Origin of the sequence: Campylobacter sp. CNRCH_2007_0968H (assembly GCF_025773245.1) — a bacterium.
GTDB lineage: Bacteria > Campylobacterota > Campylobacteria > Campylobacterales > Campylobacteraceae > Campylobacter_D > Campylobacter_D lari_D.
In genome coordinates this window covers 1-23,831 of sequence record NZ_JAKMTQ010000004.1, presented here as the reverse complement: position 1 = coordinate 23,831, position 23,831 = coordinate 1, and the positions used below count along the sequence as shown (strand labels likewise).

The window sequence follows — 23,831 nt, the reverse complement described above, 5'->3', positions numbered from 1 at the left end:
AATGGTTTGTGAAGTCCAAAGACGCTTTTTGCTCAAAAATGATGACTTTATAAAAATTTTAAAAGAAGAAAAAATTATATATTCTAAGGATAAAATACGCGTTTTCTTTACGCGTATAAGTCCTTTTTGTGATGTTAAATATAAAAAATTTAATAAAAATTATTATCGATTTTCACTTTATAAACTGCATGATATTTTAGATAAAAAAAATCATAAACTTTCTAAAAAAGAATTTAAACAGCAAAGTAAAAAAATTATAGGAAGTGTTATTAAGAAAACTAGAATTAGTTTTGAGATTAATAGTGCTCGATTTTTACTTTATAAGTTTAAAAATAATCTGCAAGATTTGGTCATTTTGAAAGTTGTTTTTCCTACTTTTGAAAAAGCAAAGCAATTTAATTTACCTCACTTTTTTAAAAGCTATAAAGAGATTTCAGATGATGAAAATTTCTACAGTAAAAATTTAGCATTATATGGAGATTTTTCTAAAATTTTTGATAGTGCTAGATGTATTAAGATTTTAGATAAACAAGAAGATATTAGCTTACATTTTCCAAATCAAATTCAAAGTTTTGAAGCGGGTAAAATTTTACTTTTTGTGCTTTTAAAAAGATTAAAAAATGACAGATTGAATTTTTTACAAAAATTAAATTTTGAAAGTTTTGAGCAATTTTTTGTAAGTCTTAGGCAAATATGCATTTTCTTTGAGCTTTTTAGCACTCTTTTTGAAAAGAGTATTCAAAATAAACTTCAAGATTATATTTTGAATTTGGAAAAACAAATTTGTAATGATAAAATTTGTAAATTTGAATTAGAAAAATATATTTTTATTTTAAGTGATGAAAAAATCAATGATATTTTTCTTGATATGGATTTTATTTTAAAGAATGATTGTAGTTTTTATCAAGGAGAGAAAAATCAAATTTTAAAGTCTTTAGTGGCTTTTAAACTAAGAAAAGAATTAGTTTTTTTAAAGAAAAAAATTGTAAAATCTCAAACAAATCATAAAGAAGAATTAGAAAGAATAAAATTTTTATTATGCTATTTTGCAACTATGTTTGAAGAAAAAAGTATTGAAAAACTAAAAAATTATTTTGAATATAATTATTTAGAACAAATTTCTTATGATGAAAATATAATAAAACAAATTGAAAAAAGCATTAAAAAATTAAAAATATATAGTTAGGAAAAACATGCAAAAACAAGAAAAAATAGTCAAAATGTTTGATGATATAGCACCAACTTATGATAAGGCTAATAGAATTTTAAGTTTTGGAAGTGATGTGAGTTGGAGAAAAAAAGCTTGTTTAGATGTTTTTAAATTTTCTAACAATGAACTTGATATTATCGATGTGGCTTGTGGTACAGGCGATATGATTATAGAATGGCAAAATCAAGCCTTAAGGACAAATAAAAATATCATTAGTATAAAAGGAGTTGATCCAAGTGCGGGCATGCTTGAAGTGGCTAAGAAAAAAATTCCTGATGCGACTTTTGTACAAGCAAAAGCACAAGAACTTCCACTTGAAAGTGAAAGTGCAAATATCATAAGTATAAGTTATGGCATACGCAATGTGGTAGATAGGAAAGAAGCTATAAAAGAATTTGCAAGAGTGTTGAAAAAGGATGGGATTTTACTTGTGCTTGAATTTACTAAAAGAGAGCAGGGCGGTTTTATAGCTGCTTGTAGAGATTTTTACTTAAAAAATATTTTACCAAAAGTGGGTGGATTTATCAGTAAAAATTATAGTGCTTATGAGTATTTACCAAATTCGATAGAAGATTTTTTAAGCAAAGAAGAATTTATTAAAGAATTGAGTGAGTATTTTGAAATGCTAGAGTATAAAAGCTTTAGTTTTGGTGTTTGTTCTATGTTTATTGCAAGAAAAAAATGAAAGTTTCAGAACTTAATCTAAAAGCTAAAAGTTTATTAGAATTTCATCTTGATGATATAGAGCTTAGTGGAGAAATTTCTAAAATTACCATTCATAGTTCAGGACATTGGTATTTTGATTTAAAAGATGAAAAATCAAGCATAGCTTGTGTGATGTTTAAAGGCTTTAATCAGTTTGTCCAAGCTAAACCTAAAATTGGCGATATGCTTGAACTTAGAGGTTATGTGAGTTTATATGAAGCAAGTGGCAGGTATCAATTTATCGCCAAAAGTATGCAAAAAACAAGTCTTGGAGATTTAGAAGCTAAATTTTTAGCTCTAAAAGAAAAGCTTGAAAAAGAAGGTTTGTTTGATACAAATGTTAAAAAAAGCATTATTAAATTTCCTAAAAAAATAGGTATAATTACTTCTTTTACTTCAGCTGCTTTGCAAGATATGTTAAAGCTAATTTCACAAAAAGAATACAATCTTTGCAAAATAACTATTTTTAATGCCCTTACCCAAGGACAAAGTGCCCCAAATTCTTTAATAAATGCTTTAAAAAAAGCCAATGAGTATAATTTAGATGCGATTATTTTGGCAAGAGGTGGTGGAAGCAGAGAAGATTTGTTTTGTTTTAACGATGAAGAACTTGCAAGATGTATTTTTTCTTTAAAAACGCCTATTGTTTCTGCTATTGGACATGAGATTGATTATGTTATTAGTGATTTTGTAGCAGATTTAAGAGCACCAACTCCAAGTGCAGCTATTGATATGATTTTTCCAAATAAACTAAGTTTGGAACAAGGACTTGATGAGCTTGCCATGCGTTTTAAAAACCAAATGTTAAATCATCTTAAGTTTTATCAAAACAAAATCGATCACTTGCAAAATTTAGCCAAAGCTAAGTCTTTAGAAAATGCTTTTTTTCTTAGAAAACAAAAGCTTGATTTTTTACAAAGCCAACTAAAGAGCGTTTTAAATTTAAAATTATTAAATTATGAAAATAAGCTTGATAATTTTGAGGAACTTTTAACTCAGCATAAAAATTTCTTTGATAAAAGTAAAAATTTGATAAATTTACAAAAAGATGGCAAAAATATCTCTCTTGAAAAGCTAAAAAAAGGAGATATTGTAAAACTTTGCTCAATAAATGAGAGTAAAGAAGCTCAAATACTATAAAAAGGAGATAAAATGAGAGTGATGAATTTTAGTGCAGGTCCTTCAAACCTGCCTGATGAGGTTTTAAAAGAAGCTAGGGAGCATTTGTTTGATTATCATGGTAAAGGCTTTTCTATTATGGAAGTTTCTCATCGTGGAAAGGTTTTTGAAGAAGTGCATTTTGAAGCTATCAAAATGGCAAAAGAACTTTATGGCGTAAATGATGATTATGAAGTGCTTTTAATGCAAGGTGGGGCTAGTTTGCAATTTGCTATGATACCTATGAATTTATATATGGGTGGAGTTTGTGAATTTACTAATACAGGAGTTTGGACTAAAAAGGCTATTAAAGAAGCTGAAATTTTAGGAGTAAATACAAAAATAGTAGCAAGTAGCCAAGAAAGTGAGTTTGATCATATTCCACAATTTGAATTTAGCGATAATGCAGATTATGCTTATATATGCTCTAATAATACCATTTATGGAACCCAATATAAAAGCTATCCAAAGACTAAAAGTCCTTTGATAATTGATGCTTCTAGTGATTTTTTCTCTAAAAAGATAGATTTTTCTAATATTGCTATGCTTTTTGGTGGGGTGCAAAAAAATGCAGGAATTTCAGGGCTTGCTTGTGCTTTTGTGCGTAAAGATATGATAGAGCGTAGTAAAAACAAAAATATACCTAGTATGTTAAAATATAGCGTTTATGCTGAAAATAATTCTTTATTTAATACTCCAGCAACCTTTGCTATATATATGTTTAATCTTGAAATGAAATGGCTTTTAAATCAAGGTGGATTAGACAAAATCAATGAGCAAAATATACAAAAAGCCAAAATTTTATACGATGTGATTGATGAGAGTAATGGTTTTTATAAAGGTCATGCCAAAAAAGAGGATAGATCATTAATGAATGTTAGTTTTAATATAGCTTATGATAAAAACTTAGAGCCAGTTTTTGTAAAAGAAGCTGAAGAAAATGGTATGATAGGGCTTAAAGGACATAAAATTTTAGGTGGAATTCGTGCTAGTATTTATAATTCTATCAGCATTGAAAAGGTTCAAAAGTTAAGTGAATTTATGAAAGCTTTTGCAAAAAAACATGCTTGATTTTTGGTGATTTTCACCAAAAATCATTTGTATAGTAAAAACTTTACTCTTTAATATTTATCAGCATTTTCCTAAGCCACTATTGTATTTTTTTTCAAGAAAATCTTTGAAAAATTCTTTTCTACTTTTACAAGGTGCTTTAGGATGTTTTTCTCTCATATGTTCAAGATATTTATCATAGCTTGCAACTCCAACTAAGGGATGAAAAAACCTTTCGGATTTTTCATACCATAATTTAAGTTTTTTTATCATGTTTTTTCCTTTTTTAATGCTATATAAGGGCTTTCTTTTAAAGGAATGTTTAATTTTTTGATAAAAATTCCAAAACAAGAAAGTATAACAAGCAAAGTGGTAATCATGAAAAACACACATAAAATTGCATTTATTAAATTGGAGTTTTTAGCTTGAGATGCTAATTTTATATCTTTTTTGATTTGCTCGATTATTGCTTCATCTTGTGTTTGAGAAAGTTTTAAATTAAATTCTTGTATTTTTTGTGTATTTATTTGTACAGCAGCAACATGACTTATAGCATTATGGATTGGATCTCCTTCTTTGTAAGGAAGAATTTTTTGAATACCTCCATAAAGTGTTGCGATTAAAACAAAACAAGCAGGTATGAGAGTAATCCAAGTATATCTTGCCTTTCCCATTTTAAATAAAATCGCACTTGCTAAAAGCAATGCCATACCAGCAAGCATTTGATTACTCACTCCAAAAAGTGGCCATAATGAGTAAATTCCACCTTTTGGATCTATCGCTCCTTGATAGAGAAAATACCCCCATCCACCAACACTTAAAGCTGTTGCAAAAATTCCTGCTAAGGTATTATTGATATTTCCTAAAGGTTTATAAACATTACCCAATATATCTTGAGCCATAAATCTACAAGCTCTTGTCCCAGCATCAACTGCAGTTAAAATAAACAAGGCTTCAAATAAAATAGCAAAGTGATACCAAAAGCCCATTAAATTCACTCCACCAAATAATTCATGTAAAATTAAAGCAACACCTACAGCAAATGTTGGTGCCCCACCAGTTCTTGATAATATGCTTTGTTCGCCTATATTTGTAGTTAAAGTAGTGATTTCTTCAGGAGTTATTTTAAAACCCCAGCTAGAAATAGCAGTAGCTGCATTTGCAACATCTACACCTATAGTAGCAGCAGGTGCATTGATGGCAAAGTAAAGACCAGGGTGTAAAATACAAGCACAAATTAAAGCCATGATAGCCACAGCACTTTCCATAAGCATGGAGCCATATCCAACAGCTAATGCATGAGTTTCATTTTCAAGCATTTTAGGAGTTGTGCCACTTGAAATTAATGCATGAAAACCACTAATAGCTCCGCATGCAATGGTAATAAATAAAAATGGAAAAATTGCTCCAGCAAATACAGGCCCACTTCCATCTAAATATTGAGAATTAATTTTTGGCATTTGAAGATCAGGCGCTACAAATACAATAGCTAAAGCCATAACCACAATAACACCGATTTTTAAAAAAGTTGATAAATAATCTCTTGGAGCAAGTAAAAACCAAACAGGTAAAATTGCAGCTATAAAACCATAAGCCATCATAATAAGTGCTAAAGTTGGCGCATCAAAGGTAAATATTTTCGCCCAATAAGGATCAGCAGCTATTTCACTTCCATAATGTATGGCTAATATGAGCAATATAAAACCTATAATAGAAGCTTCACCAACCCTACCAGGTCTTAAAAATCTCATATAAATTCCCATAAAAACAGCAATAGGAATGGTCATTGCGATGGTAAATAATCCCCATGGAGATTCTGCTAAAGCTTTTACAACAACCATAGCTAAAATCGCAATAATTATAAGCATAATTCCAAATATAGCAATCATTGCTATTGCGCCGATAAATTGTCCTAATTCATCTTTTATCATCTCTCCTAAAGATTTTCCATTACGACGCGTAGATATAAATAAAACTACAAAATCATGTACCGCACCTGCTAAAACACCGCCTATTAATATCCAAAGCATAGAGGGTAAATAACCCATTTGTGCAGCAAGTATAGGACCTACCAAAGGACCAGCTCCTGCGATAGCGGCAAAATGATGTCCAAAAAGCACAATTTTATTTGTAGGGACAAAATCACATCCGTCATTTTTAACTACAGCAGGAGTTGCTCTGTTTTTATCTAGCTCTAGCACCTTATAGGCAATATATCTACCATAAAATCTATACCCTATGATATAAATACATAAAGCAGCAATAACAAGATAAATCGCTGAAATACTTTCGCCATTTTGGAGTGCTAATATGCCAAAACAAACAGCACCGACAATGGCAACAAAAAACCATAATATTTTGTTAGTAATATTCATTTAATTCCTTTGCTTTAGTGAATTTATTTAGTGTATCGTAGAATTATATTTTATTGCTATATAGGATAAATAAAAAATTAATATATTACAAAATGTAACATATTTCTTAGTCAATTAAAAATTAATTTTATTGACTAAGAATTTGAAATTATTTAGATTTAAAACTTAGTGTCGCTGTTAATTGTAGAGTATCGCCATATCTGTCTAGATTGTATGGTAATTTGATGTTCGCAGCTATTATTTGTAAACCATCTTTTGGTTTTGTGAGTGTGATTGTTGCTATACCTTTTTCATTTGTTGCTATGTTGTCGATATCATCATTTTGATCTTCAAATTCAACTCCTTTTACGGGTTTTCCATCTAGTAAAACTTGGAGTTTTAATTTATCTCCTTCATGTAGTGTTAAAGGATTTTGTAAAGGAACTATTTCAAATTTTAATCCTAATGGTTTTTTTGAACCTTCATCCCAAGAAAAAATACTTTTTCCCATTTTGAAAATTTTTCTTGTTTGAGTGACTTCATTTGCACCAGTAATATCTGTAATATCAGATCTTTTTTGTGCATAATGTTTTCCATCTTTTGTAAATGTGTAATATCCAAAATCATAATTAACACTTGCAACAGCAGGTTTTCCTTCAATAAATATTTTGTTATTTTCGTAGTCATAGCCAGCTTTTAAATTTTTTCCTTGAGAATCTTTTGCACTTATACCAAAAACCCTATCAGGTTGATATTGTCCCCAGTGATCATCAGCCCAAAAACCTACTTCATATCCATTGCTAGTTTGCATAGGAAAGAATTGATGAGCTAAAGCAGAACTTGCTATAAAAAAACTCAAAAACACCATTTTTGAAAATTTCATTTTTTCTCCTTTAAAATAATTTTGATAATCATTATATATATTTTTATTTATATAAAACTTAAGGATGTATTTTAATTTTTCCTTTATAAAAAAGAAAAATATTTTAATTTTTCTTATGTTAAAATCATAAATTTATTTTTAAATATTTAGGAAAAGTTATGAATGATACTATTAATATAATTGGTGCTAAAGAGAATAATCTTAAAAATATCAACCTAGAAATTCCTAAAAATAAGCTTATAGTTTTTACAGGACTTAGTGGAAGTGGTAAATCCACCTTGGCTTTTGGTACACTTTATGCAGAAGGACAACGCCGCTATATTGAGAGTTTAAGTGCTTATGCAAGGCAGTTTTTAGATAAAGTGGGTAAGCCAAATGTTGATAAAATAGAAGGTTTAACTCCTGCTATTGCTATTGATCAAAAAACAACTTCTAAAAATCCTCGATCAACCGTTGGAACTATTACTGAAATTTATGATTATCTAAGACTTTTATACGCAAGGATTGGCTCACAACATTGTCATCAATGTGGCCAAAAAATCTCATCTATGAGTGCAGCAGATATCGTAGGTGAAATCTTAAAGCTTCCAAAAGGGGCAAAAATCATCATTTATGCTCCTTTGATCAAAGAAAAGAAGGGAGCTTTTGCAGATCTTTTGGAAAATTTAGTCGCAAAAGGTTATGTTAGAGCGCAAATTGATGGGGTTTTAACGCGTCTTGATGAGGATATTGAGCTTGCTAAAACTAAAAAACATACAATAAAGCTTGTGATAGATAGACTCCAAGTGCAAGATGATATGTTGGCAAGACTTGCAAGCGATATAGAAAAAGGTCTTAGTGAGAGCTTTGGTGAAGTGGAAATTGAAGTTTTAAATAATGAAGAATTAAACATAGCAAAACATTTTCATTATAGTGAGCATAATGCTTGTTTTGATTGTAAAATTTCTTTTCCTTTGCTTGAGCCTTTGAGTTTTTCTTTTAATTCTCCAAAAGGTGCTTGTCCAAGTTGTGATGGTCTTGGTATAAGATATACGCTAGATATGAAAAAGCTTATCAATGAAGAATTAAGCTTAGAAGCAGGAGCTGTAAAGCTATTATATGGGTTTAATAAAAGTTATTACTATAAGTTTTTAATGGCCTTTTGCGAGCAAAATGATATAAGGGTAAAAATTCCATATAATGAGCTAAGCGAAGAAGAAAAGCGTCTAGTACTTTATGGTAATGCCAAGGAAATTAACTTTTTATGGAAAAGACATCGCTTAAATCGCAAATTTGAAGGTGCAGTTAAATATGCTTATGAAATGCTAAAAGATGAAAAAGATTTAAGCGAGTATATGAGCGAAAAAACTTGTAAAGATTGCAATGGTCATCGTTTAAGAGCTGAAAGTTTAGCTGTAAAAGTAGCTGAGAAAAATTTGGGTGAAATTTTAGATATGAGCATAGAAAATACCACTGCATTTTTTTCAAAAGAAGCTAATTTTGCGTATTTAAGTGAGCAAGAAAGATTGATAGCTAAACCTATTTTTAAAGAAATTAATGAAAGATTGTTTTTTCTTTATGATGTAGGACTTGGGTATTTATCCTTAGGGCGTGATGCAAGAACAATTAGTGGAGGTGAAGCTCAAAGAATTCGTATAGCATCTCAAATTGGTAGTGGTTTAAGTGGGGTGATGTATGTTTTAGATGAGCCTAGCATTGGTTTGCATGAGCGAGATACAGCAAAACTCATTAAAACTTTAAGAAATCTTCAGCAAAAGGGTAATACTTTAATCGTGGTTGAGCATGATAAAATGACAATAGAAGAAGCAGATTTTATCGTAGATATTGGTCCAAATGCTGGTAAATTTGGTGGTGAAGTTGTATTTAGTGGAACTTATAAAGAATTATTAAAAAGTAAAAGCCAAACTGCCCTTTATATGAGTGGTAAAAAGCAAATTGCCCATCAAAAACACAGAGAACAAAAAGATTTTATTAGTTTAAAAGATGTGAGTATTAATAATATTCAAAATTTAAGTGTAGATTTTCCATTGCATAATTTAGTAGCAATTACAGGTGTTTCAGGAAGTGGTAAAAGCTCGCTAATCTTGCAAACTTTGCTTCCATTTGCAAAAGAAGAGCTTAACCGTGCTAAAAAAGTTAAAAAACTAAGTGGGGCTAAGATAGAAGGTTTGGAAAAACTTGATAAGGTAATTTATCTTGATCAAAGTCCTATAGGAAGGACTCCTCGTTCAAATCCCGCTACTTATACAGGTGCTATGGATGAAATTCGTAATCTTTTTGCAGCTACCAAAGAAGCTAAAATGCGAGGTTATAAAGCAGGGCGTTTTTCTTTTAATGTTAAAGGTGGAAGATGTGAAAAGTGTAGTGGAGATGGTGAAATTAAAATAGAAATGCACTTTTTGCCTGATGTGATGGTAACTTGTGATGTTTGTAATGGTAAAAGATATAATGATGCAACTTTAGAGATTAAATATAAAGGTAAAAGCATAGCTGATGTTTTAAATATGAGTATTATTGAAGCAAGCGAGTTTTTTACTTCTGTACCAAAGATAAAACAAAAGCTTGATACTTTGGTAAAAGTTGGGCTTGATTATCTTACCTTAGGACAAAATGCAACTACTTTAAGTGGCGGGGAGGCTCAGCGTATTAAGCTAGCTAAAGAATTAAGCAGAAGCGATACAGGAAAAACTCTTTATATTTTAGATGAACCTACAACAGGACTTCATTTTGAAGATGTTAATAAACTTATTGTAGTTTTGCAACATTTAGTTGATCTTGGAAATAGTGTGTTTGTGATAGAGCATAATTTAGATGTGATTAAAAATGCTGATTATATCATCGATATGGGACCTGAAGGTGGAGTTAAAGGTGGTAAGGTTATAGCTAAAGGTAGCGTTGAAGAGCTTGCTAAAAATCATAAAAAAAGTGGTTCTTATACAGGGTATTATCTAAATTTAGAGCTAAAAAGCATAAAAAAATAAATTGGTTGAAGTTATTCTTCAACCATAAATTTCACCTTTTTTATATTCATAAATACTTTGCATATCTTTATCTCCTCTTCCTGAAAGATTTACAACTATCACACTTTTTTTCTTTAAAGTCGGACAAAGTTTTTCTAAATAAGCTAATGCATGTGAGCTTTCAATAGCGGGTATAATACCTTCTTCTTTACATAATAATTTTAAAGCATTAATACACTCATCATCACTAATAGCATGATAACTTGCTCTTTTACTTTCTTGCAAATATGCGTGCAAAGGCCCTATGCCAGGGTAATCAAGCCCAGCAGAAATACTAAAAGTATGAGCAATATTGCCTTTATCATCTTGTAAAATTTTAGTTTTCATACCATGGATAATACCTTCTTCGCCTTTAGTAAGTGTGGCTGCATGATAAGGTGTATCTTTTCCTAAACCTGCCGCTTCAACACCTATGAGCTTAACTTTTTCATCTTTTAAAAATGCATGAAAAATTCCAGCAGCATTGCTACCACCTCCAGCTGCTGCTATGATGTAATCAACTTTTTTATTTAATTTTCTAAGTTGCATTTTGCATTCTTTACCTATAATACTTTGAAAATGCGTAACAATTTGTGGATAAGGATAAGGCCCCACTGCACTTCCTACTACATAAAATACTTCTTTGGTATTTTTAACCCAAAACTTTAAAGCCTCATCTACCGCATCACTTAAAGTTTTACTTCCACTTTCTACTGCGTGAACTTTTGCTCCTAAAAGCTCCATTTTATAGACATTTAAGGCTTGCCTTTTTACATCAATAGCTCCCATAAATATCTCACATTCAAGCCCCAAAAGTGCTGCTGCAGTAGCTGTTGCAAGCCCGTGTTGTCCTGCTCCGGTTTCTGCAATAATTTTTTTCTTATTCATTTTCTTTGCCATTAAGGCTTGAGCTATGGCATTGTTGATCTTATGAGCTCCTGTGTGAGTTAAGTCTTCTCTTTTTAAATAAATTTCATGATTATAAAGCTTGCTTAAATTTTTAGCATGGTATAAAGGTGTAGGTCTTCCCACATAATTAGCTAAGAGTTCTTTTAATTCTGTGTTAAAATCTTTATCTTTTTTGAGTTTTAAAAAAGCTTTTTCTACTTCATCTAATGCTATTTTTACTTCATTTGGCACAAATTGCCCACCAAATTTTCCATAATATTTTTTCATAGTGTTTCCTTAAAATGATTAATAATTTAAAATCAAAAAATGATCAACTAAAACTAAAAATGTAAAATAAAAAATGATTGAAAATGTAGTAGCAGGCTTAACGCCAAGAAAAAGAAGCTTTGTTAAATGAGTATTCTAAATTTAGTTTAGAAAATTTTTTCCTTTCCATAGTTTTTCCTTTTAAAAAATTGCCAAATGACTTTACATTCTAAGATAATTATTATTAAAAATTCTTTAAAATGATAGTTTATAAAATAAATACTAAGAAAATTTGTAATGTTTGATTTTTTATATAATGATATAAGCTATATAGGGCTTTTTATAGTATGTTTTCTCTCTAGCACGCTTTTACCTATGGCAAGTGAGGCTTTTGTGCTTGCTTTTGTGAAATTAGATTTTAATGCTTATATGGTTTTATTTATAGCAAGTTTGGGAAATACTTTGGGTAGTTTAAGTACTTATGCATTAGCTTATTTTGGAGAGAGTCAAATTTTGGAAAAATATTTTAAAAACTCTTTATGTAAATTAGAAAAAATCAATGCAAACTTTAAAAAATTTGGCTCTTTGTATGCTTTTTTTACTTTTTTGCCCATAGTGGGAGATCTTTTTGCACTAGGGCTTGGATTTGCTAAGTATTCTTTTTTAAAAGCAAGTATTTTTATAGCCTTGGGTAAATTAAGTCGTTATGCTTTTGTAATTTTCATAGCAAATTCCATTTAAAAGCCTTGATTTTAAAAGATTTAAAAGTCTAGCATTATCAACATCTTTTAAAACTTTTATGGTGTTTTTTAATTCATGATTTTTCATAGGCATTTTTGCATCTTTAAAACACCTTATCGTGCTTCCTCTAGCAAAAGTACTATCACAAATGACATCTACTAAATACTCATCAAAATTTGCTAAATTTGGATCAAGCATATAAGCAATAGTTAATGCATCGTGTATCCATGTGCCATTTGTGCCTCTTGTTTTGCTTGCATAATCAATCCAAACTCTTAAAGTCTGCACTAAAAAATCACAAAGTGGATTTTGATTTTCTAAAGTATTTAAATCTTCATGCGTGAGCATAGTTTGCATTGTTGCATTATAAGGAACAAGTGTGATTTTAGCTCTTGAGTTTAAAACTATACTAGCAGCTTCAGGATCAAAGCCAAAATTTGTATCTTTGATATGATAAGGCATATCAAAACTTCCACCCATGATAAAAATTTCTTTTACATTTTTATCAAAGTCTTTAAAAAGCTTCATAGCTATGGCTATATTTGTTAAAGGCCCTATAGCGCAAATTGAAATTTCACCTGGGTTTTGCATAATAAGCTCACCCATTTTCATACAAGCATTTGGGTTTATGTTTTCTAAGATTTTTATAGGTTTTATATGATCCCAAAGATGAGTAAGCTTAAACTCTTCTACGCCTTTATCTAGTCTTTGTCTCCAAAAATGACTATCTTCACATAAAGCTTCATGAGCACCTAAATACAAAGGTATATCTAGATTAAGCTTATTTAATAAATCTTTAGCAACACTATAAGCGGTTAAAGCTTGCACATTACCACTTAAAGTGCTAATCATTTCAAGTTTGATTTCTTTGGAGGCTAAAATAAGTCCAAGGGCTAAACCATCATCAGTATTAGCCCCTGCTATTCCATTGCCTATATCAGTATCTAAAATAAGGCGTATCATATCGCATCTTCTATTAAATTTAAATCCCTGCCTCTAGTTTCTGGTGCAAAGAAAGTTGTGATAAAACCAATTCCTGCAGTGATAACAAAATACAAGGCTATTGGCCACCAAGTGCCATAATAAGCAAGCAAAGCTGAAGCTATCATAGGAGCGGTTCCTCCTGAAAGTATAGAGCCAAATTCTTTTGCTAGTGCCATTTTGGTATAGCGATTTTTTGCTCCAAAAAGCTCCACACCCCACGCAGCTTGTACGCCAAAAATTCCTAAAGATGCTAAAGACATACCTACAATGATAGTTAAAATTACAATAATTTCATTTTTACTATCAAGTAGCATAAAAGCAGGGAAAGCATAAAGCATTAAAAGCAAGCAAAAGGTTCTATAAGTAATACGCCTTCCAAATTTATCACTTAAATATCCTGCTAAAGGTATAACCAAAAATCCCACCAAAGAAGCGATAACAACAGCAGTTGTGGCTACTGATTTATCAAGAAGTAAAATTTTAGTTACATAACCTACTATAAAGCCTTGTGCAAGATAAGATGGTCCATTTTCTCCTATCCTTATACCCACCATAGTCCAAAATGCACGACTTTTCTGCCAAAAAGTTCTTTCATCTTCTTTCATATGTGCTTCATTTTCATGACGAATTTTTAGCATTAATTCTTTTTGTTTTTCAAAAACAGGAGTTTCTTTTACATTTAAACGCATATAAACAGCAAAAAGTGCTATAAAAATACTTCCTATAAAAGGAATTCTCCATCCCCATTCTTTAAAACTAGCATCATCCATACTTGTAACTAAAAGCCACACGAAAGCCGCAAGCAAGGTTCCGCTGTTTGATCCAAGTGCTATAACAGAAGAGATTAAACCTCTATGTTTGCTAGGAGCATATTCTCCAAGCATGACAGTCCCACCTGAAAGCTCAGCACCTGCTCCAAAGCCTTGCATAAAACGCAAAATAACCAAACATATAGGAGCCCAAATTCCAATTACTGCATAACTTGGTATAAAACCAATTAAAGTAGTTGAAATACCCATTAATGCAATGGTGCTCATTAATACATTTTTTCTTCCGTATTTATCTCCTAAATATCCAAAAAATAAAGCTCCAATAGGTCTAGCAATAAAACCTATACCATAAGTAACAAAACTAAGCAATAATGCTATAACAGGAGTTTGTTCAGGAAAGAAAACTTCTGAAAAAACAGTAGCTGCAGCTAAGCCATAAAGTGCAAAATCTGCATATTCCATGGCAGTTCCTAGCCAGCATGAAAACACAGCCTTTTTAAATGCCTTTTTTCCTTGTGGAGTTTGAAAATTTTCATCCGCGATTGATTTTGTTTGCAAGATTAAACCTTTGTTTTAAATTTAAAATATAATTGTAACTAAAATGCTTAAAATGGAAATTTAATACTTTTTACCGACTTTTAAATAATTTTGGGCGATAATTATTATTATTTTTTAATATAGGAAAAAAATGAAAACTTTAACAATAATTGATACTTTTGGCTTTTTCTTTAGACTTTTTTATGCTTTAAAGGGGTTGAAAAATTCAAAAGGTGAGCCTAGTAATATGATTAGTGGTTTTGCTAATTTTATTTATAGTTTGAAAAATGAACATCCTAGTGATATGATTATTTTTGCTCTTGATAGTAAAGGAAAAACTTTTAGAAGTGAAATTGATCCAAATTATAAAATCAACCGCACTCCACCTCCACCTGATTTATTAGCTCAAATTCCAATTTGCATTCAAATGATAGAAAAAATGGGTTTTTCAAGTTTTTCTTGCGAAGGATATGAGGCTGATGATATCATCGCATCTTTAGTTAAAGAGTGTGAAAGTAAGGATATTTTTATAAGAATTATCACTCAAGATAAAGATTTGTATCAACTTATAAAAGATGATAAAGTTAGTATTTATAGCCCTATTTCAAAAAATGATTATAATGAAGCAGGGTGTTTGGAAAAATATGGGGTAAAACCTAGCCAAATAAGAGATTTTTTAGCTCTATGTGGAGATAGTTCAGATAATATCCCAGGGGTAAAAGGAATTGGTGCTAAGGGTGCTAAGAATTTACTTGATGAGTTTGAAAGTATTGAAGGAATTTATGAAAACTTAACACTAGTGCGTAATGAGAGAAGTCGTAATTTGTTGCTTGAAGGCAAAGAAAATGCCTTTTTGAGCAAAAAACTTGCTTCTTTGTATGAAAATTTAGATGTAAAAGATATGCTTTTAAATTGTGAGTATCCAAAAGATGAGCCTTTGCTTAAGATTATGGATATTTTAGAGCATTATGAATTAAATGCTTTGTTAAAAAAACTACGCACTAATCCTACTAATAAAGATAAAAATTTAGGATTTAATGCAAGATTAATTTTAGATGAGAAAGAATTATTTGAAATTTTAGAAAAAATTGATGATCAAAGCATTGTTGCTTTTGACACCGAAACTACGGGCTTGGATACTAAAGAAGCTAAGATAGTAGGGTTTAGTTTTTGTTTTCATGAAAGTGAAGCCTTTTATGTGCCACTTGCACATGATTATTTAGGAGTTTGTAAGCAAATTTCTATGCAAGTAGCTAAAAAGGGTATAGAAAAAATATATCAAAGCACGGTTATAGGCCATAATCTTAAATATGACTTTGAAATCATAAAAAATAATTTTAATTTACTTCCTCCAAAAAACTATGCTGATACTATGATACTTGCATGGCTTAAAGAGCCAAGTTTGCGTGTAAATATGGATGATTTGGCAAAAAGATTGTTTGCTTATGAGACTTTACATTTTGAAGACTTGGTAAAAAAAGGAGAAAACTTTGCAGGAGTGGATGTAGAAAAAGCTTGTAAATATGCTGCTGAAGATGCTTATATTACTTTAAGATTTTATTTGTATTTTTTAAAAAATTTAGAAAAGCCTTTATTTGAACTTGCACAAAAAAGTGAGTTTGAATTTATCAAAGTGCTTATTATGATGGAAAATAATGGCATTAAACTTGACACTCGAAAGCTTGAAAACTTAATGCAAAGTTTTAATCAAGATATTAAAATACTAAGTGAAAAAATATATGATTTAGCGGGTGAAAAATTTAATATTAACTCTCCTAAACAAGTAGGGGATATTTTATTTGAAAAATTAAAATTACCAAGTGGTAAAAAAGGTAAGACAGGTTATTCTACTGATGAAAAGGTTTTAAATGCTATTTTAGATGAACATTTGATTGTAAAAGAAATTTTAGCTTACAGAGAGCTTGCAAAATTAGTTTCTACTTATTGTGAACCTTTGTTAAAATTAGCTAAAAAAGATGAAAATTCAAGAATTTATTCAAGTTTTTTGCAAACAGGAACAGCTACTGGACGCCTTTCATCAAAAGATCCAAATTTGCAAAATATCCCTGCACATGGTCAATATGCTAAGGATTATAAATCTTGCTTTATTGCAAAAGAAGGATTTAGTTTTATCTCACTTGATTATTCACAAATTGAGCTTAGAATGCTAGCACATTTTAGTGAAGATGAGAAATTATTAGAAGCGTTTTCAAACGATGAGGATATTCATGCAAAAACTGCTATTATGATTTTTGGCCATAGTGATTATGAGACAAGAAGTATTGCTAAAAGTATAAATTTTGGTCTTATTTATGGTATGGGTTATAAGACTTTGAGTCAAAATTTAAAAATAGAAGCAAAGTTGGCTAAAGAATATATTGAAAAATATTTTGAGAATTTTACTAGTATTAAAACTTATTTTGAAAAGGTAAAAAATGAAGCTAAGCAAAATGGCTTTATAAGTACTTTGCTAGGTCGTAAGCGTTATTTTGATTTTGAAAATGCAAAGCCTATGCAAATTGCAATGCATGAAAGAGAGAGTATTAACTCTATACTTCAAGGTTCAGCTGCCGATATAATAAAATTGGCAATGATAGAAATAAGTAGAAATTTGGATGAAAACAAACGCTTAATTTTGCAAATTCATGATGAGCTTATTTTTGAAGTAAAAGATGAACTTTGTGAGGATTTTGCAAAAAAAGCTAGTGATATTATGGAAAATATTGTAAAATTAAAAGTTAAATTAAAAACTTCATCAAGTATTGCCAAAAATTGGGGTATATTAAAATAAGGAGAATGTTTAATGGATCTTTCAACCATACTTGGGATGGTATTAGCTGTTGTTAGTATTTCTGTAGGGGATATTTTAGAGGGTGGTAACCCTTTGCATGTTTTACACTTAGCGTCTTTTATTATCGTGGTGCCTACAGCAGCTTTTTGCGCAATGACTTCTACACATAAAAAAATTGTTAAAGGTGCATATAAGGAATTAAAGGTAGTTTTTAAAGGTTCGGGGGTAAATTTAAGTCAAAGAATAGCTGAGCTTGTAGAATACTCTGTTATAGCAAGAAGAGATGGACTTTTGGCTTTAGAGTCAAAAACTAATGAAATTGACAATGAGTTCTTAAAAGAAGCTATGATGATGATGGTAGATGGTAAGAGCGTAGAAGAAATTAAAGAAAGTATGGAAATTCAAGTAGAAGAAATGGAAGAATATTATAAAGAATGTGCAGAATATTGGATACGCTTTGGTGAAACTTGTCCTACTATGGGGCTTGTTGGTGCTGTTTTTGGATTGATTTTGGCACTTAAACTACTTGATGATCCACAGGCTATGGCAGCGGGTATTTCAGGAGCTTTTACAGCAACTGTTACGGGAATTTTTGGTGCTTATGCTTTATTTGGGCCTTGGGGTAATAAAATGAAAGCTAATTCACATGATTTAATTAAGGAAAGAATAGTTATTTCTCACGCTATTGTAAGCATTGCAGAAGGAGCTAATCCAAGAGATTTGGAGGCAAAGTTATTTAACTATTTAAGCCATGATGAGCCTAGAATTTCTCAATTTGATAAATAAGAGTTAAAAATGGGAAAAAAACATAAATGTCCAGAATGTCCAGCAGGTGAAAAATGGGCAGTGCCTTATGCAGACTTTTTAAGTTTGCTTTTGGCACTTTTTATTGCTCTTTGGGCGATTTCTGAAAGTAATCCTGCAAAAACTGAAGCCTTGAAAACTGAATTTGTTAAAATTTTTGAATTCACTGCTTCTAGTCCTTTAGAAAAAGAAAGTGAAGTGCATAATAAATATAGCGCACCTTCAAATGCAAATGTAGAAGAGCTTGAAAAACTTAAGAAATTAAGTATTACTCAACAAGAAAATATAGAAAAATTAAAAGCAGCATTAGATCAAAGAGAAAATAATATAGTTTTAAATTTACCAGCTAGAGTTGAATTTGCTAGAGGTAGTATTCAGATTGATTCTGCTGATGTACAAGATTTTTTAAAGCGTATTAGTGAAGTGCTTAAGAAAATGCCAAAGCAAGCTCAAATAGAACTTAGAGGTTATACTGATGCAAGCGATCGGGATCCTAAGAGAAATTTTGATTTAGCTAGTAAAAGATCTCAAGTTGTAGCTGATTATTTAATAGCTAAAGGAATCGATCCAACTCAACTTATAGTTGTAAGTTTTGGTGATAATTATCCTTTAAGTACAAATAAAGAAGATGAAATAAATAATAGGGTAGAGTTTTATATTCGTGTAGATTCTTCAGACAATCAAGTTAGAAAGTCAGTATTAGATCAAATAGAAACTTTTAAATAACAAATAAGCTTTATAAACTTATTTGTTATTTTCTCCGCCAAAACGAAGCAATGCTGAACCCCAAGTAAATCCACCACCAAAAGCATCAAGCAATATTAGTGAGCCTTGTTTTAAACGACCTTGTTCATAAGCATCATTCATTGCCATAGGTATTGAGGCTGCTGAAGTATTGCCGTATTTTTGCACTGTAACCACGCATTGTTCATCTGCAAAATTTAATTTTTCTTGCACGGCTTTAATAATTCTTAAATTAGCCTGATGAGGTATAAAAAGATCAATTTCTTCACTTTTTATATTATTTTTTGCAAGAATATCAACAACATCATTACTTAGAGTATTTACTGCAATTTTAAATACTTCGTTTCCTTTCATTTGCATAGAAAGAGGAGAGCAAATGCTACTTTTTTGAGATCTTTGAGTTATTAATAAATCTCCAAACTCCCCATCACTTGCTGTATGAGTATCTATAATCGGATAATTATCATCTAAAGATACAATTCCAGCACCAGCTCCATCGCCAAATAAAACACAAATACTTCTATCTGTATAGTCTATAATAGAGCTAATTTTTTCAGCTCCAATAATTAAAACATTTTTCTTTGTTTTGCTTTCAACCATAGATTTAGCAAGTTCTAAAAGATAAATAAACCCTGAACATGCTGCAGAAATGTCAAAAGCAGTGATGTCTTTTAATCCAAGATTATGAGCAATTTTACATGCAGTTGATGGCATAGTAAAGCAATCAGGACTTAAAGTAGCAACAATAATAGCATCTATGTCTTGAGGTTTTAAATTCGCTCTTTGCATAGCTTTGATAGCTGCTTTAGTACCAAGATCGCTCGTGTTTTCATCATCATTTGCTATGCGTCTTTGCTCTATTCCTGTTCTTCTTAATATCCACTCATCACTAGTTTGCACCATAGATTCTAATTCTTTATTGCTAAGTATTTTTTCGGGAATGTAAGAAGCTATACTTTTTAATGAAGCTTTAGTTGATTTCATAATTGGCAAGTTCTTTTTCTATAGTTTGATTTATATTTGATTGTGTAAAATTTAATGCTTGAAAAATAGCATTTTTAATGGCTTTTGGACCGCTTTTACCATGACTTATAATGACACATTCTTTCACACCTAGAAGTGGAGCCCCGCCATATTCTTCATAATCAATGTGGGTTTTTAATTCATTAAAAGCAGGTTTTGCTAAAAGATAGCCAAGTTTTGATAAAAAAGATTTTTGAATTTCTTGTTTTAAAAGTTTTGTAATAACACTTGCTACGCCTTCGCCGGTTTTAAGTAAGATATTTCCATTAAAACCATCGCATACTAATACATCTATCGTGCCATTAAATATATCTCTTCCCTCAGCATTTCCGACAAAATTTGGAAGTTGCTTTAAAAGTTGATGGGTTTCTTTAGTAAGCTCATTTCCTTTGCATTCTTCTTCACCATTTGAAAGCAAAGCAACTCTAGGCTTAGCAATTTTTAAAATTTCTTTAGCATAGGCTTCACCCATAATGGCAAATTGAAACAAATGTTCACTTTTGCAATCAACATTTGCACCAACATCTAGCACTAATGTTCTTGAATGGATATTTGGCATTAAAGTGGCTATTGCAGGTCTAGCGATATTGGCTAATCTTCCAAGTCTTAAAGTAGCCAAACTCATAGTAGCTCCACTATGTCCAGCTGACACAACAGCTTTTGCTTTTTGATTTCTTACTAAATCTATGGCTTTGTAGATTGTACTATCTTTTCGTTTTAATGCATCTGTAGAATTTTCTTCCATAGCAAATACATCAAAAGCCTCTTCATATTCTATATATGAGTTTAATTCTTGAGGGATTAAGGTTTTAAGCTTTTGAGGATCTCCTACTAAGATGGCTTTAAATTTTCGCTCTTTTAGAGCTTGAATTACACCTTCTATAATAGGTTTTTCCCCAAAATCACCACCCATTGCATCAATAGCAATGCTCGTCATTGTTCTTAATATTCCTTAGTTACAGGATTTACACGATGAGGCATTTTGTAGCTACCATCTTTATCCTTAATAGGCATAGGTAGGGTAACTTTGTAATGAGTTCTGCGTTTTGCTGCGCGAGTTTTGCTCACTCTTCTCTTAGGTACTGCCATTTTTTACTCCTTTATTAATTTAAACATTTATTACAATAAAAATAATCACTTAAGTAAGATTGTAATTCACTTGTAGCAAGCTCTATTAAGTCAATATGAGAGTCAAAAAACTCCATAGTATCACTTAAAGTATTATTTTCATCTTTAAAAATTCCATCGCTTGCAAAAAGCTCTATATTTTGATCGATTTCAAGTTCCATTTCATCACCACATCGATCGCAATTTCTATAAGTAAATCCTTTAAAATTAGCTGTTATTTTAGCTAATTTTGGATTAACTTTTGTAATAGTTCCTTCAAAAACTATATTATCAAGATCTAGTTTAAAAGGATAAGCTACAGAGCTAAGTTTTGCAAAGGCAATTTTCATTATAAAATTTCAGTTTTTGAAAAGAAAAATTCTATTTCAATTTTTGCATTTTCCAAGCTATCGCTTCCATGAACCGCGTTTGCATCAATACTATCTGCAAAATCTGCTCTGATAGTACCAGGAGCCGCTTCTTTTGGATTTGTAGCACCCATTAATTCTCTGTTTTTTAACACAGCATTTTCGCCTTCTAAAACAGAAACCACAACCGGACCACTGATCATAAATTCAACTAAGTCTTTAAAAAATGGTCTATCTTTGTGTACAGCATAAAATTCTTGTGCTTCTTTTTCTGAAAGCTGTATTTTTTTTGTAGCCGCTATTCTTAGACCATTGCTTTCAAAGCGTGTTAAAATTTGACCAATAACGCCTTTTTTTACTGCATCAGGTTTAATAATAGAAAGTGTTTTTTCCAAAATCGTCCCCTTAATTTAGATAAGTTTTATGTTTATAAAAGAGCTAATTATATCAAAAAATGCTTTAAAATTATATAAAAATTGTAATTTTGAGTTATAAAATGAAGAAGCTACAAGCATCTTAAATACTAGAAAGATGCTTGTATTGGGTATTAATTAAGCAAATACCGGAGTTGAGCCATCTCTTAAATCGCTTCCGATATTATCACGACTTGGTTGACCACTAACTACATCGCTCCATACAATACAGCCATCAGTTGGACATGCACTTGCACATGCTGGCTGATCATTATGTCCTACACATTCAACACATTTATCAGCATAAACATAATATCTATCTTCGCCCTCAGGGTTATTTGCATCATCTACGATTGCACTTACTGGGCATTCATCTATACAAGAACCACATGCTATACAAATATCAGTAATTTTAACTGCCATTTTTTACTCCTTAAATATTAAAAGTTTAATATAAGATTATCAAAATTGTCTTAATTTTATTCTTAAAATCTTTTAATTTTGATAATAAAATTAATTTACATACAAATTTACACAATTAATAAATTTTTAAATTTACAAATGATATTATTTTGTTACAAATAAAATTTATTAATTAGGAGATAAACGATGATAGTAACTAAAAAAGCTATTGATTTTACAGCACCTGCTGTATTAGGTAATAATGAAATAGTTGGAGATTTTAATCTTTATAAAAATATAGGACCAAAAGGTGCAGTAGTATTTTTCTATCCAAAAGATTTTACTTTTGTTTGCCCTTCTGAAATTATTGCTTTTGATAAAAGATATCAAGATTTTAAAGATAGAGGTATTGAAGTAATTGGTGTATCTTGCGATAACGAATTCTCTCACTTTGCTTGGAAAAATATGCCTGTAAATCAAGGTGGTATAGGTCAAGTTAAATTTCCTTTAGTAGCTGACTTAACAAAACAAATTGCTAGAAATTTTGATGTTTTATTTGAAGAAGCAGTTGCTTTAAGAGGTTCTTTCTTGCTTGATGCTGATGGAACAATCCGCCATGCAGTTATAAATGACTTACCACTTGGAAGAAACATTGATGAAATGATTAGAATGGTTGATACTATGCTATTTACTAATGAACATGGTGAAGTTTGCCCAGCTGGTTGGAATAAAGGTGATGAAGGTATGAAGGCTGACCCTAAAGGTGTTGCTGATTATCTAAGTAAAAACGAAAATAAATTATAATTTTTTAAGCTGAAAGTTATTCTTTCAGCTTAGTATAAATTGTGTTATAAAGTTACAATACTCTCAAAATATACTGATTAATATACATTTTTGATAAATGCTTTTAAAATATTATAACTAGGACATCATGTAATAAATAATTTACTTTTTATTTTATATATTTATTATTTTGTTGTCATTTTATTGTATTAATAGCATGATAATCGTTGTATAAAAATTTACTACAAAATTTTAAGGAGCTGTTATGGTTTTTTCATTTTCTAAGAGCTTATCTTCAAAGCTTATATGGATAATGTGTGTAGGTGTAGTTTCTATTGTAATACTGATTAATTTAGTCAGTTATTTTAATTCAAAAAATAGTACTTTTGATTTACTAACAGAAATACAAGTAAACAATATGGTGGATACAAATGCTCTGTATGATTTTTATGGAAAAACTAAAAGATTAGCTATAGAATCTTTAGCAGAGCAATTTTCTAGTAATTTAAATATGCCTTCAGAACAAATTATGCAAATTCTCAAACTAGCTGCAAAAACTTCTGGGTTTGAGCTAGTTTATGTTGGTTTTGAAGATAGTGGCAAAAATTATCAATCAGATGGTCAAGTACTTGATTTATCAAAGGGTTATGATACTAAAAATAGAGGTTGGTATAAAGAAGCTAAAGCAGCTGGAAAATTTATAACAACTGATCCATATAAATCTGTAACAACAGGAGAAATAGGAATTACTTATGCCATTCCTGTTTATGCTAATGGAAAACTCTTAGCGGTAGTTGGAGGTGACTATAATTTACATACTTTTTCTAAAGATGTTTTAGCTATAGGGCAT

Annotated in this window: 23 protein-coding genes; 11 read left to right on the top strand and 12 right to left on the bottom strand. The window is 30.5% G+C overall.

Annotated elements, in window-relative coordinates:
- The first annotated feature begins 1 nt into the window (after nucleotide 1).
- From L8Y18_RS03115 to serC, 4 genes are read left to right on the top strand one after another with little or no spacing between them, the layout of a single operon-like run.
- Nucleotides 2–1,186, top strand: coding sequence for a hypothetical protein (locus L8Y18_RS03115; RefSeq protein WP_220566594.1), 1,185 nt, complete (start codon nucleotides 2–4; stop codon nucleotides 1,184–1,186).
- Nucleotides 1,187–1,193: 7 nt separating this feature from the next.
- Nucleotides 1,194–1,895 carry a bifunctional demethylmenaquinone methyltransferase/2-methoxy-6-polyprenyl-1,4-benzoquinol methylase UbiE gene (gene ubiE, locus L8Y18_RS03110; protein WP_133319552.1) on the top strand — a complete coding sequence of 234 codons (702 nt, stop codon included), beginning with the start codon at nucleotides 1,194–1,196 and terminating at the stop codon, nucleotides 1,893–1,895.
- Entirely contained in the window at nucleotides 1,892–3,055 is a 1,164-nt protein-coding gene (xseA, locus tag L8Y18_RS03105) for an exodeoxyribonuclease VII large subunit (RefSeq protein ID WP_263676217.1), read from the top strand. The genes ubiE and xseA overlap by 4 nt, the downstream gene beginning before the upstream one ends.
- 12 nt (nucleotides 3,056–3,067) lie before the next feature.
- Nucleotides 3,068–4,144: a phosphoserine transaminase gene (gene serC / locus L8Y18_RS03100; RefSeq protein ID WP_263664597.1), complete on the top strand. Its 1,077-nt coding sequence runs from the start codon at nucleotides 3,068–3,070 to the stop codon at nucleotides 4,142–4,144.
- Nucleotides 4,145–4,204: 60 nt separating this feature from the next.
- Here serC and kcuS read toward each other — a convergent pair whose 3' ends face one another.
- From kcuS to L8Y18_RS03085, 3 genes are all read right to left on the bottom strand, one after another.
- Nucleotides 4,205–4,396 (bottom strand): KCU-star family selenoprotein, encoded by a 192-nt coding sequence (gene kcuS / locus L8Y18_RS03095; RefSeq protein ID WP_133319555.1) that lies wholly within the window; start codon nucleotides 4,394–4,396, stop codon nucleotides 4,205–4,207.
- Nucleotides 4,393–6,498, bottom strand: coding sequence for a carbon starvation CstA family protein (locus L8Y18_RS03090; protein ID WP_263676216.1), 2,106 nt, complete (start codon nucleotides 6,496–6,498; stop codon nucleotides 4,393–4,395). The genes kcuS and L8Y18_RS03090 overlap by 4 nt, the downstream gene beginning before the upstream one ends.
- Before the next feature lie 148 nt (nucleotides 6,499–6,646).
- On the bottom strand, nucleotides 6,647–7,360 hold the full coding sequence (locus L8Y18_RS03085; RefSeq protein ID WP_220566597.1) for a DUF4198 domain-containing protein: 714 nt from the start codon (nucleotides 7,358–7,360) through the stop codon (nucleotides 6,647–6,649).
- Nucleotides 7,361–7,518: 158 nt separating this feature from the next.
- On the opposite strand from L8Y18_RS03085, the gene uvrA reads away from it, so the two are divergent.
- The gene (gene uvrA, locus L8Y18_RS03080; RefSeq protein ID WP_220566598.1) at nucleotides 7,519–10,341 is read left to right on the top strand and encodes an excinuclease ABC subunit UvrA; all 2,823 of its coding nucleotides are present in this window, start codon (nucleotides 7,519–7,521) and stop codon (nucleotides 10,339–10,341) included.
- Between the two features lie 18 nt (nucleotides 10,342–10,359).
- Here the strand turns inward: uvrA and trpB are convergent, their stop codons facing one another.
- Nucleotides 10,360–11,535, bottom strand: coding sequence for a tryptophan synthase subunit beta (gene trpB, locus L8Y18_RS03075; protein WP_263676215.1), 1,176 nt, complete (start codon nucleotides 11,533–11,535; stop codon nucleotides 10,360–10,362).
- Nucleotides 11,536–11,811: 276 nt separating this feature from the next.
- Here trpB and L8Y18_RS03070 point away from each other — a divergent pair, with 276 nt between their 5' ends.
- Nucleotides 11,812–12,255 carry a YqaA family protein gene (locus L8Y18_RS03070; RefSeq protein ID WP_263659782.1) on the top strand — a complete coding sequence of 148 codons (444 nt, stop codon included), beginning with the start codon at nucleotides 11,812–11,814 and terminating at the stop codon, nucleotides 12,253–12,255.
- Here the strand turns inward: L8Y18_RS03070 and L8Y18_RS03065 are convergent.
- Together L8Y18_RS03065 and L8Y18_RS03060 are read right to left on the bottom strand one after the other, a co-directional pair.
- Complete coding sequence (locus L8Y18_RS03065) at nucleotides 12,211–13,215, bottom strand: nucleoside hydrolase (protein ID WP_263660492.1); 1,005 nt, start codon at nucleotides 13,213–13,215, stop codon at nucleotides 12,211–12,213. The two genes, L8Y18_RS03070 and L8Y18_RS03065, sit on opposite strands and share 45 nt — an antisense overlap.
- Nucleotides 13,215–14,570, bottom strand: coding sequence for an MFS transporter (locus tag L8Y18_RS03060; RefSeq protein WP_263676267.1), 1,356 nt, complete (start codon nucleotides 14,568–14,570; stop codon nucleotides 13,215–13,217). The genes L8Y18_RS03065 and L8Y18_RS03060 overlap by 1 nt, the downstream gene beginning before the upstream one ends.
- A 127-nt stretch (nucleotides 14,571–14,697) precedes the next feature.
- Here L8Y18_RS03060 and polA point away from each other — a divergent pair, with 127 nt between their 5' ends.
- Genes polA through motB form a run of 3 tightly spaced genes read left to right on the top strand, consistent with a single transcriptional unit; the run spans nucleotide 14,698 to nucleotide 18,867 of the window.
- Nucleotides 14,698–17,337 (top strand): DNA polymerase I, encoded by a 2,640-nt coding sequence (gene polA, locus L8Y18_RS03055; protein WP_263666631.1) that lies wholly within the window; start codon nucleotides 14,698–14,700, stop codon nucleotides 17,335–17,337.
- A 12-nt stretch (nucleotides 17,338–17,349) separates the two neighbouring features.
- On the top strand, nucleotides 17,350–18,123 hold the full coding sequence (motA, locus tag L8Y18_RS03050) for a flagellar motor stator protein MotA (RefSeq protein ID WP_133319563.1): 774 nt from the start codon (nucleotides 17,350–17,352) through the stop codon (nucleotides 18,121–18,123).
- 9 nt (nucleotides 18,124–18,132) lie between these two features.
- Entirely contained in the window at nucleotides 18,133–18,867 is a 735-nt protein-coding gene (gene motB, locus L8Y18_RS03045; protein WP_133319564.1) for a flagellar motor protein MotB, read from the top strand.
- Between the two features lie 18 nt (nucleotides 18,868–18,885).
- On the opposite strand, the gene L8Y18_RS03040 is transcribed toward motB, so the two are convergent.
- The 6 genes from L8Y18_RS03040 to L8Y18_RS03015 all read right to left on the bottom strand — a co-directional run bounded on the left by L8Y18_RS03040 (nucleotide 18,886) and on the right by L8Y18_RS03015 (nucleotide 22,219).
- Nucleotides 18,886–19,869: a beta-ketoacyl-ACP synthase III gene (locus tag L8Y18_RS03040; RefSeq protein ID WP_263676214.1), complete on the bottom strand. Its 984-nt coding sequence runs from the start codon at nucleotides 19,867–19,869 to the stop codon at nucleotides 18,886–18,888.
- Nucleotides 19,856–20,845 (bottom strand): phosphate acyltransferase PlsX, encoded by a 990-nt coding sequence (gene plsX, locus L8Y18_RS03035; protein ID WP_220566604.1) that lies wholly within the window; start codon nucleotides 20,843–20,845, stop codon nucleotides 19,856–19,858. Before plsX ends, L8Y18_RS03040 begins: the two co-directional genes overlap by 14 nt.
- A gap of 5 nt (nucleotides 20,846–20,850) precedes the next feature.
- Entirely contained in the window at nucleotides 20,851–20,997 is a 147-nt protein-coding gene (gene rpmF, locus L8Y18_RS03030; protein ID WP_012662034.1) for a 50S ribosomal protein L32, read from the bottom strand.
- Nucleotides 20,998–21,011: 14 nt separating this feature from the next.
- Nucleotides 21,012–21,365 (bottom strand): hypothetical protein, encoded by a 354-nt coding sequence (locus tag L8Y18_RS03025; protein ID WP_087699608.1) that lies wholly within the window; start codon nucleotides 21,363–21,365, stop codon nucleotides 21,012–21,014.
- Entirely contained in the window at nucleotides 21,365–21,778 is a 414-nt protein-coding gene (gene ndk / locus L8Y18_RS03020; protein WP_039642239.1) for a nucleoside-diphosphate kinase, read from the bottom strand. Before ndk ends, L8Y18_RS03025 begins: the two co-directional genes overlap by 1 nt.
- A gap of 156 nt (nucleotides 21,779–21,934) precedes the next feature.
- Nucleotides 21,935–22,219, bottom strand: coding sequence for a ferredoxin, 4Fe-4S (locus L8Y18_RS03015; protein ID WP_039619165.1), 285 nt, complete (start codon nucleotides 22,217–22,219; stop codon nucleotides 21,935–21,937).
- 186 nt (nucleotides 22,220–22,405) lie between these two features.
- Between L8Y18_RS03015 and L8Y18_RS03010 the strand changes: the two genes are divergently transcribed.
- Both L8Y18_RS03010 and L8Y18_RS03005 read left to right on the top strand, forming a co-directional pair.
- Complete coding sequence (locus L8Y18_RS03010; protein WP_133319569.1) at nucleotides 22,406–23,002, top strand: peroxiredoxin; 597 nt, start codon at nucleotides 22,406–22,408, stop codon at nucleotides 23,000–23,002.
- Nucleotides 23,003–23,246: 244 nt separating this feature from the next.
- A partial coding sequence (locus L8Y18_RS03005; protein WP_263665462.1) for a cache domain-containing protein occupies nucleotides 23,247–23,831 on the top strand: 585 nt, incomplete at its 3' end.

Excerpts from the sequence above, each read along its gene's own strand:
- polA (WP_263666631.1), top strand. The coding sequence starts at position 14,698 with ATGAAAACTTTAACAATAATTGATACTTTTGGCTTTTTCTTTAGACTT.
- motA (WP_133319563.1), top strand. The coding sequence starts at position 17,350 with ATGGATCTTTCAACCATACTTGGGATGGTATTAGCTGTTGTTAGTATT.
- L8Y18_RS03070 (WP_263659782.1), top strand. The coding sequence starts at position 11,812 with ATGTTTGATTTTTTATATAATGATATAAGCTATATAGGGCTTTTTATA.
- motB (WP_133319564.1), top strand. The coding sequence starts at position 18,133 with ATGGGAAAAAAACATAAATGTCCAGAATGTCCAGCAGGTGAAAAATGG.
- L8Y18_RS03040 (WP_263676214.1), bottom strand. The coding sequence starts at position 19,869 with ATGAAATCAACTAAAGCTTCATTAAAAAGTATAGCTTCTTACATTCCC.
- L8Y18_RS03090 (WP_263676216.1), bottom strand. The coding sequence starts at position 6,498 with ATGAATATTACTAACAAAATATTATGGTTTTTTGTTGCCATTGTCGGT.
- xseA (WP_263676217.1), top strand. The coding sequence starts at position 1,892 with ATGAAAGTTTCAGAACTTAATCTAAAAGCTAAAAGTTTATTAGAATTT.
- kcuS (WP_133319555.1), bottom strand. The coding sequence starts at position 4,396 with ATGATAAAAAAACTTAAATTATGGTATGAAAAATCCGAAAGGTTTTTT.
- trpB (WP_263676215.1), bottom strand. The coding sequence starts at position 11,535 with ATGAAAAAATATTATGGAAAATTTGGTGGGCAATTTGTGCCAAATGAA.
- rpmF (WP_012662034.1), bottom strand. The coding sequence starts at position 20,997 with ATGGCAGTACCTAAGAGAAGAGTGAGCAAAACTCGCGCAGCAAAACGC.
- serC (WP_263664597.1), top strand. The coding sequence starts at position 3,068 with ATGAGAGTGATGAATTTTAGTGCAGGTCCTTCAAACCTGCCTGATGAG.
- L8Y18_RS03115 (WP_220566594.1), top strand. The coding sequence starts at position 2 with ATGGTTTGTGAAGTCCAAAGACGCTTTTTGCTCAAAAATGATGACTTT.
- L8Y18_RS03025 (WP_087699608.1), bottom strand. The coding sequence starts at position 21,365 with ATGAAAATTGCCTTTGCAAAACTTAGCTCTGTAGCTTATCCTTTTAAA.
- L8Y18_RS03015 (WP_039619165.1), bottom strand. The coding sequence starts at position 22,219 with ATGGCAGTTAAAATTACTGATATTTGTATAGCATGTGGTTCTTGTATA.
- L8Y18_RS03085 (WP_220566597.1), bottom strand. The coding sequence starts at position 7,360 with ATGAAATTTTCAAAAATGGTGTTTTTGAGTTTTTTTATAGCAAGTTCT.
- uvrA (WP_220566598.1), top strand. The coding sequence starts at position 7,519 with ATGAATGATACTATTAATATAATTGGTGCTAAAGAGAATAATCTTAAA.
- ubiE (WP_133319552.1), top strand. The coding sequence starts at position 1,194 with ATGCAAAAACAAGAAAAAATAGTCAAAATGTTTGATGATATAGCACCA.
- plsX (WP_220566604.1), bottom strand. The coding sequence starts at position 20,845 with ATGACGAGCATTGCTATTGATGCAATGGGTGGTGATTTTGGGGAAAAA.
- L8Y18_RS03010 (WP_133319569.1), top strand. The coding sequence starts at position 22,406 with ATGATAGTAACTAAAAAAGCTATTGATTTTACAGCACCTGCTGTATTA.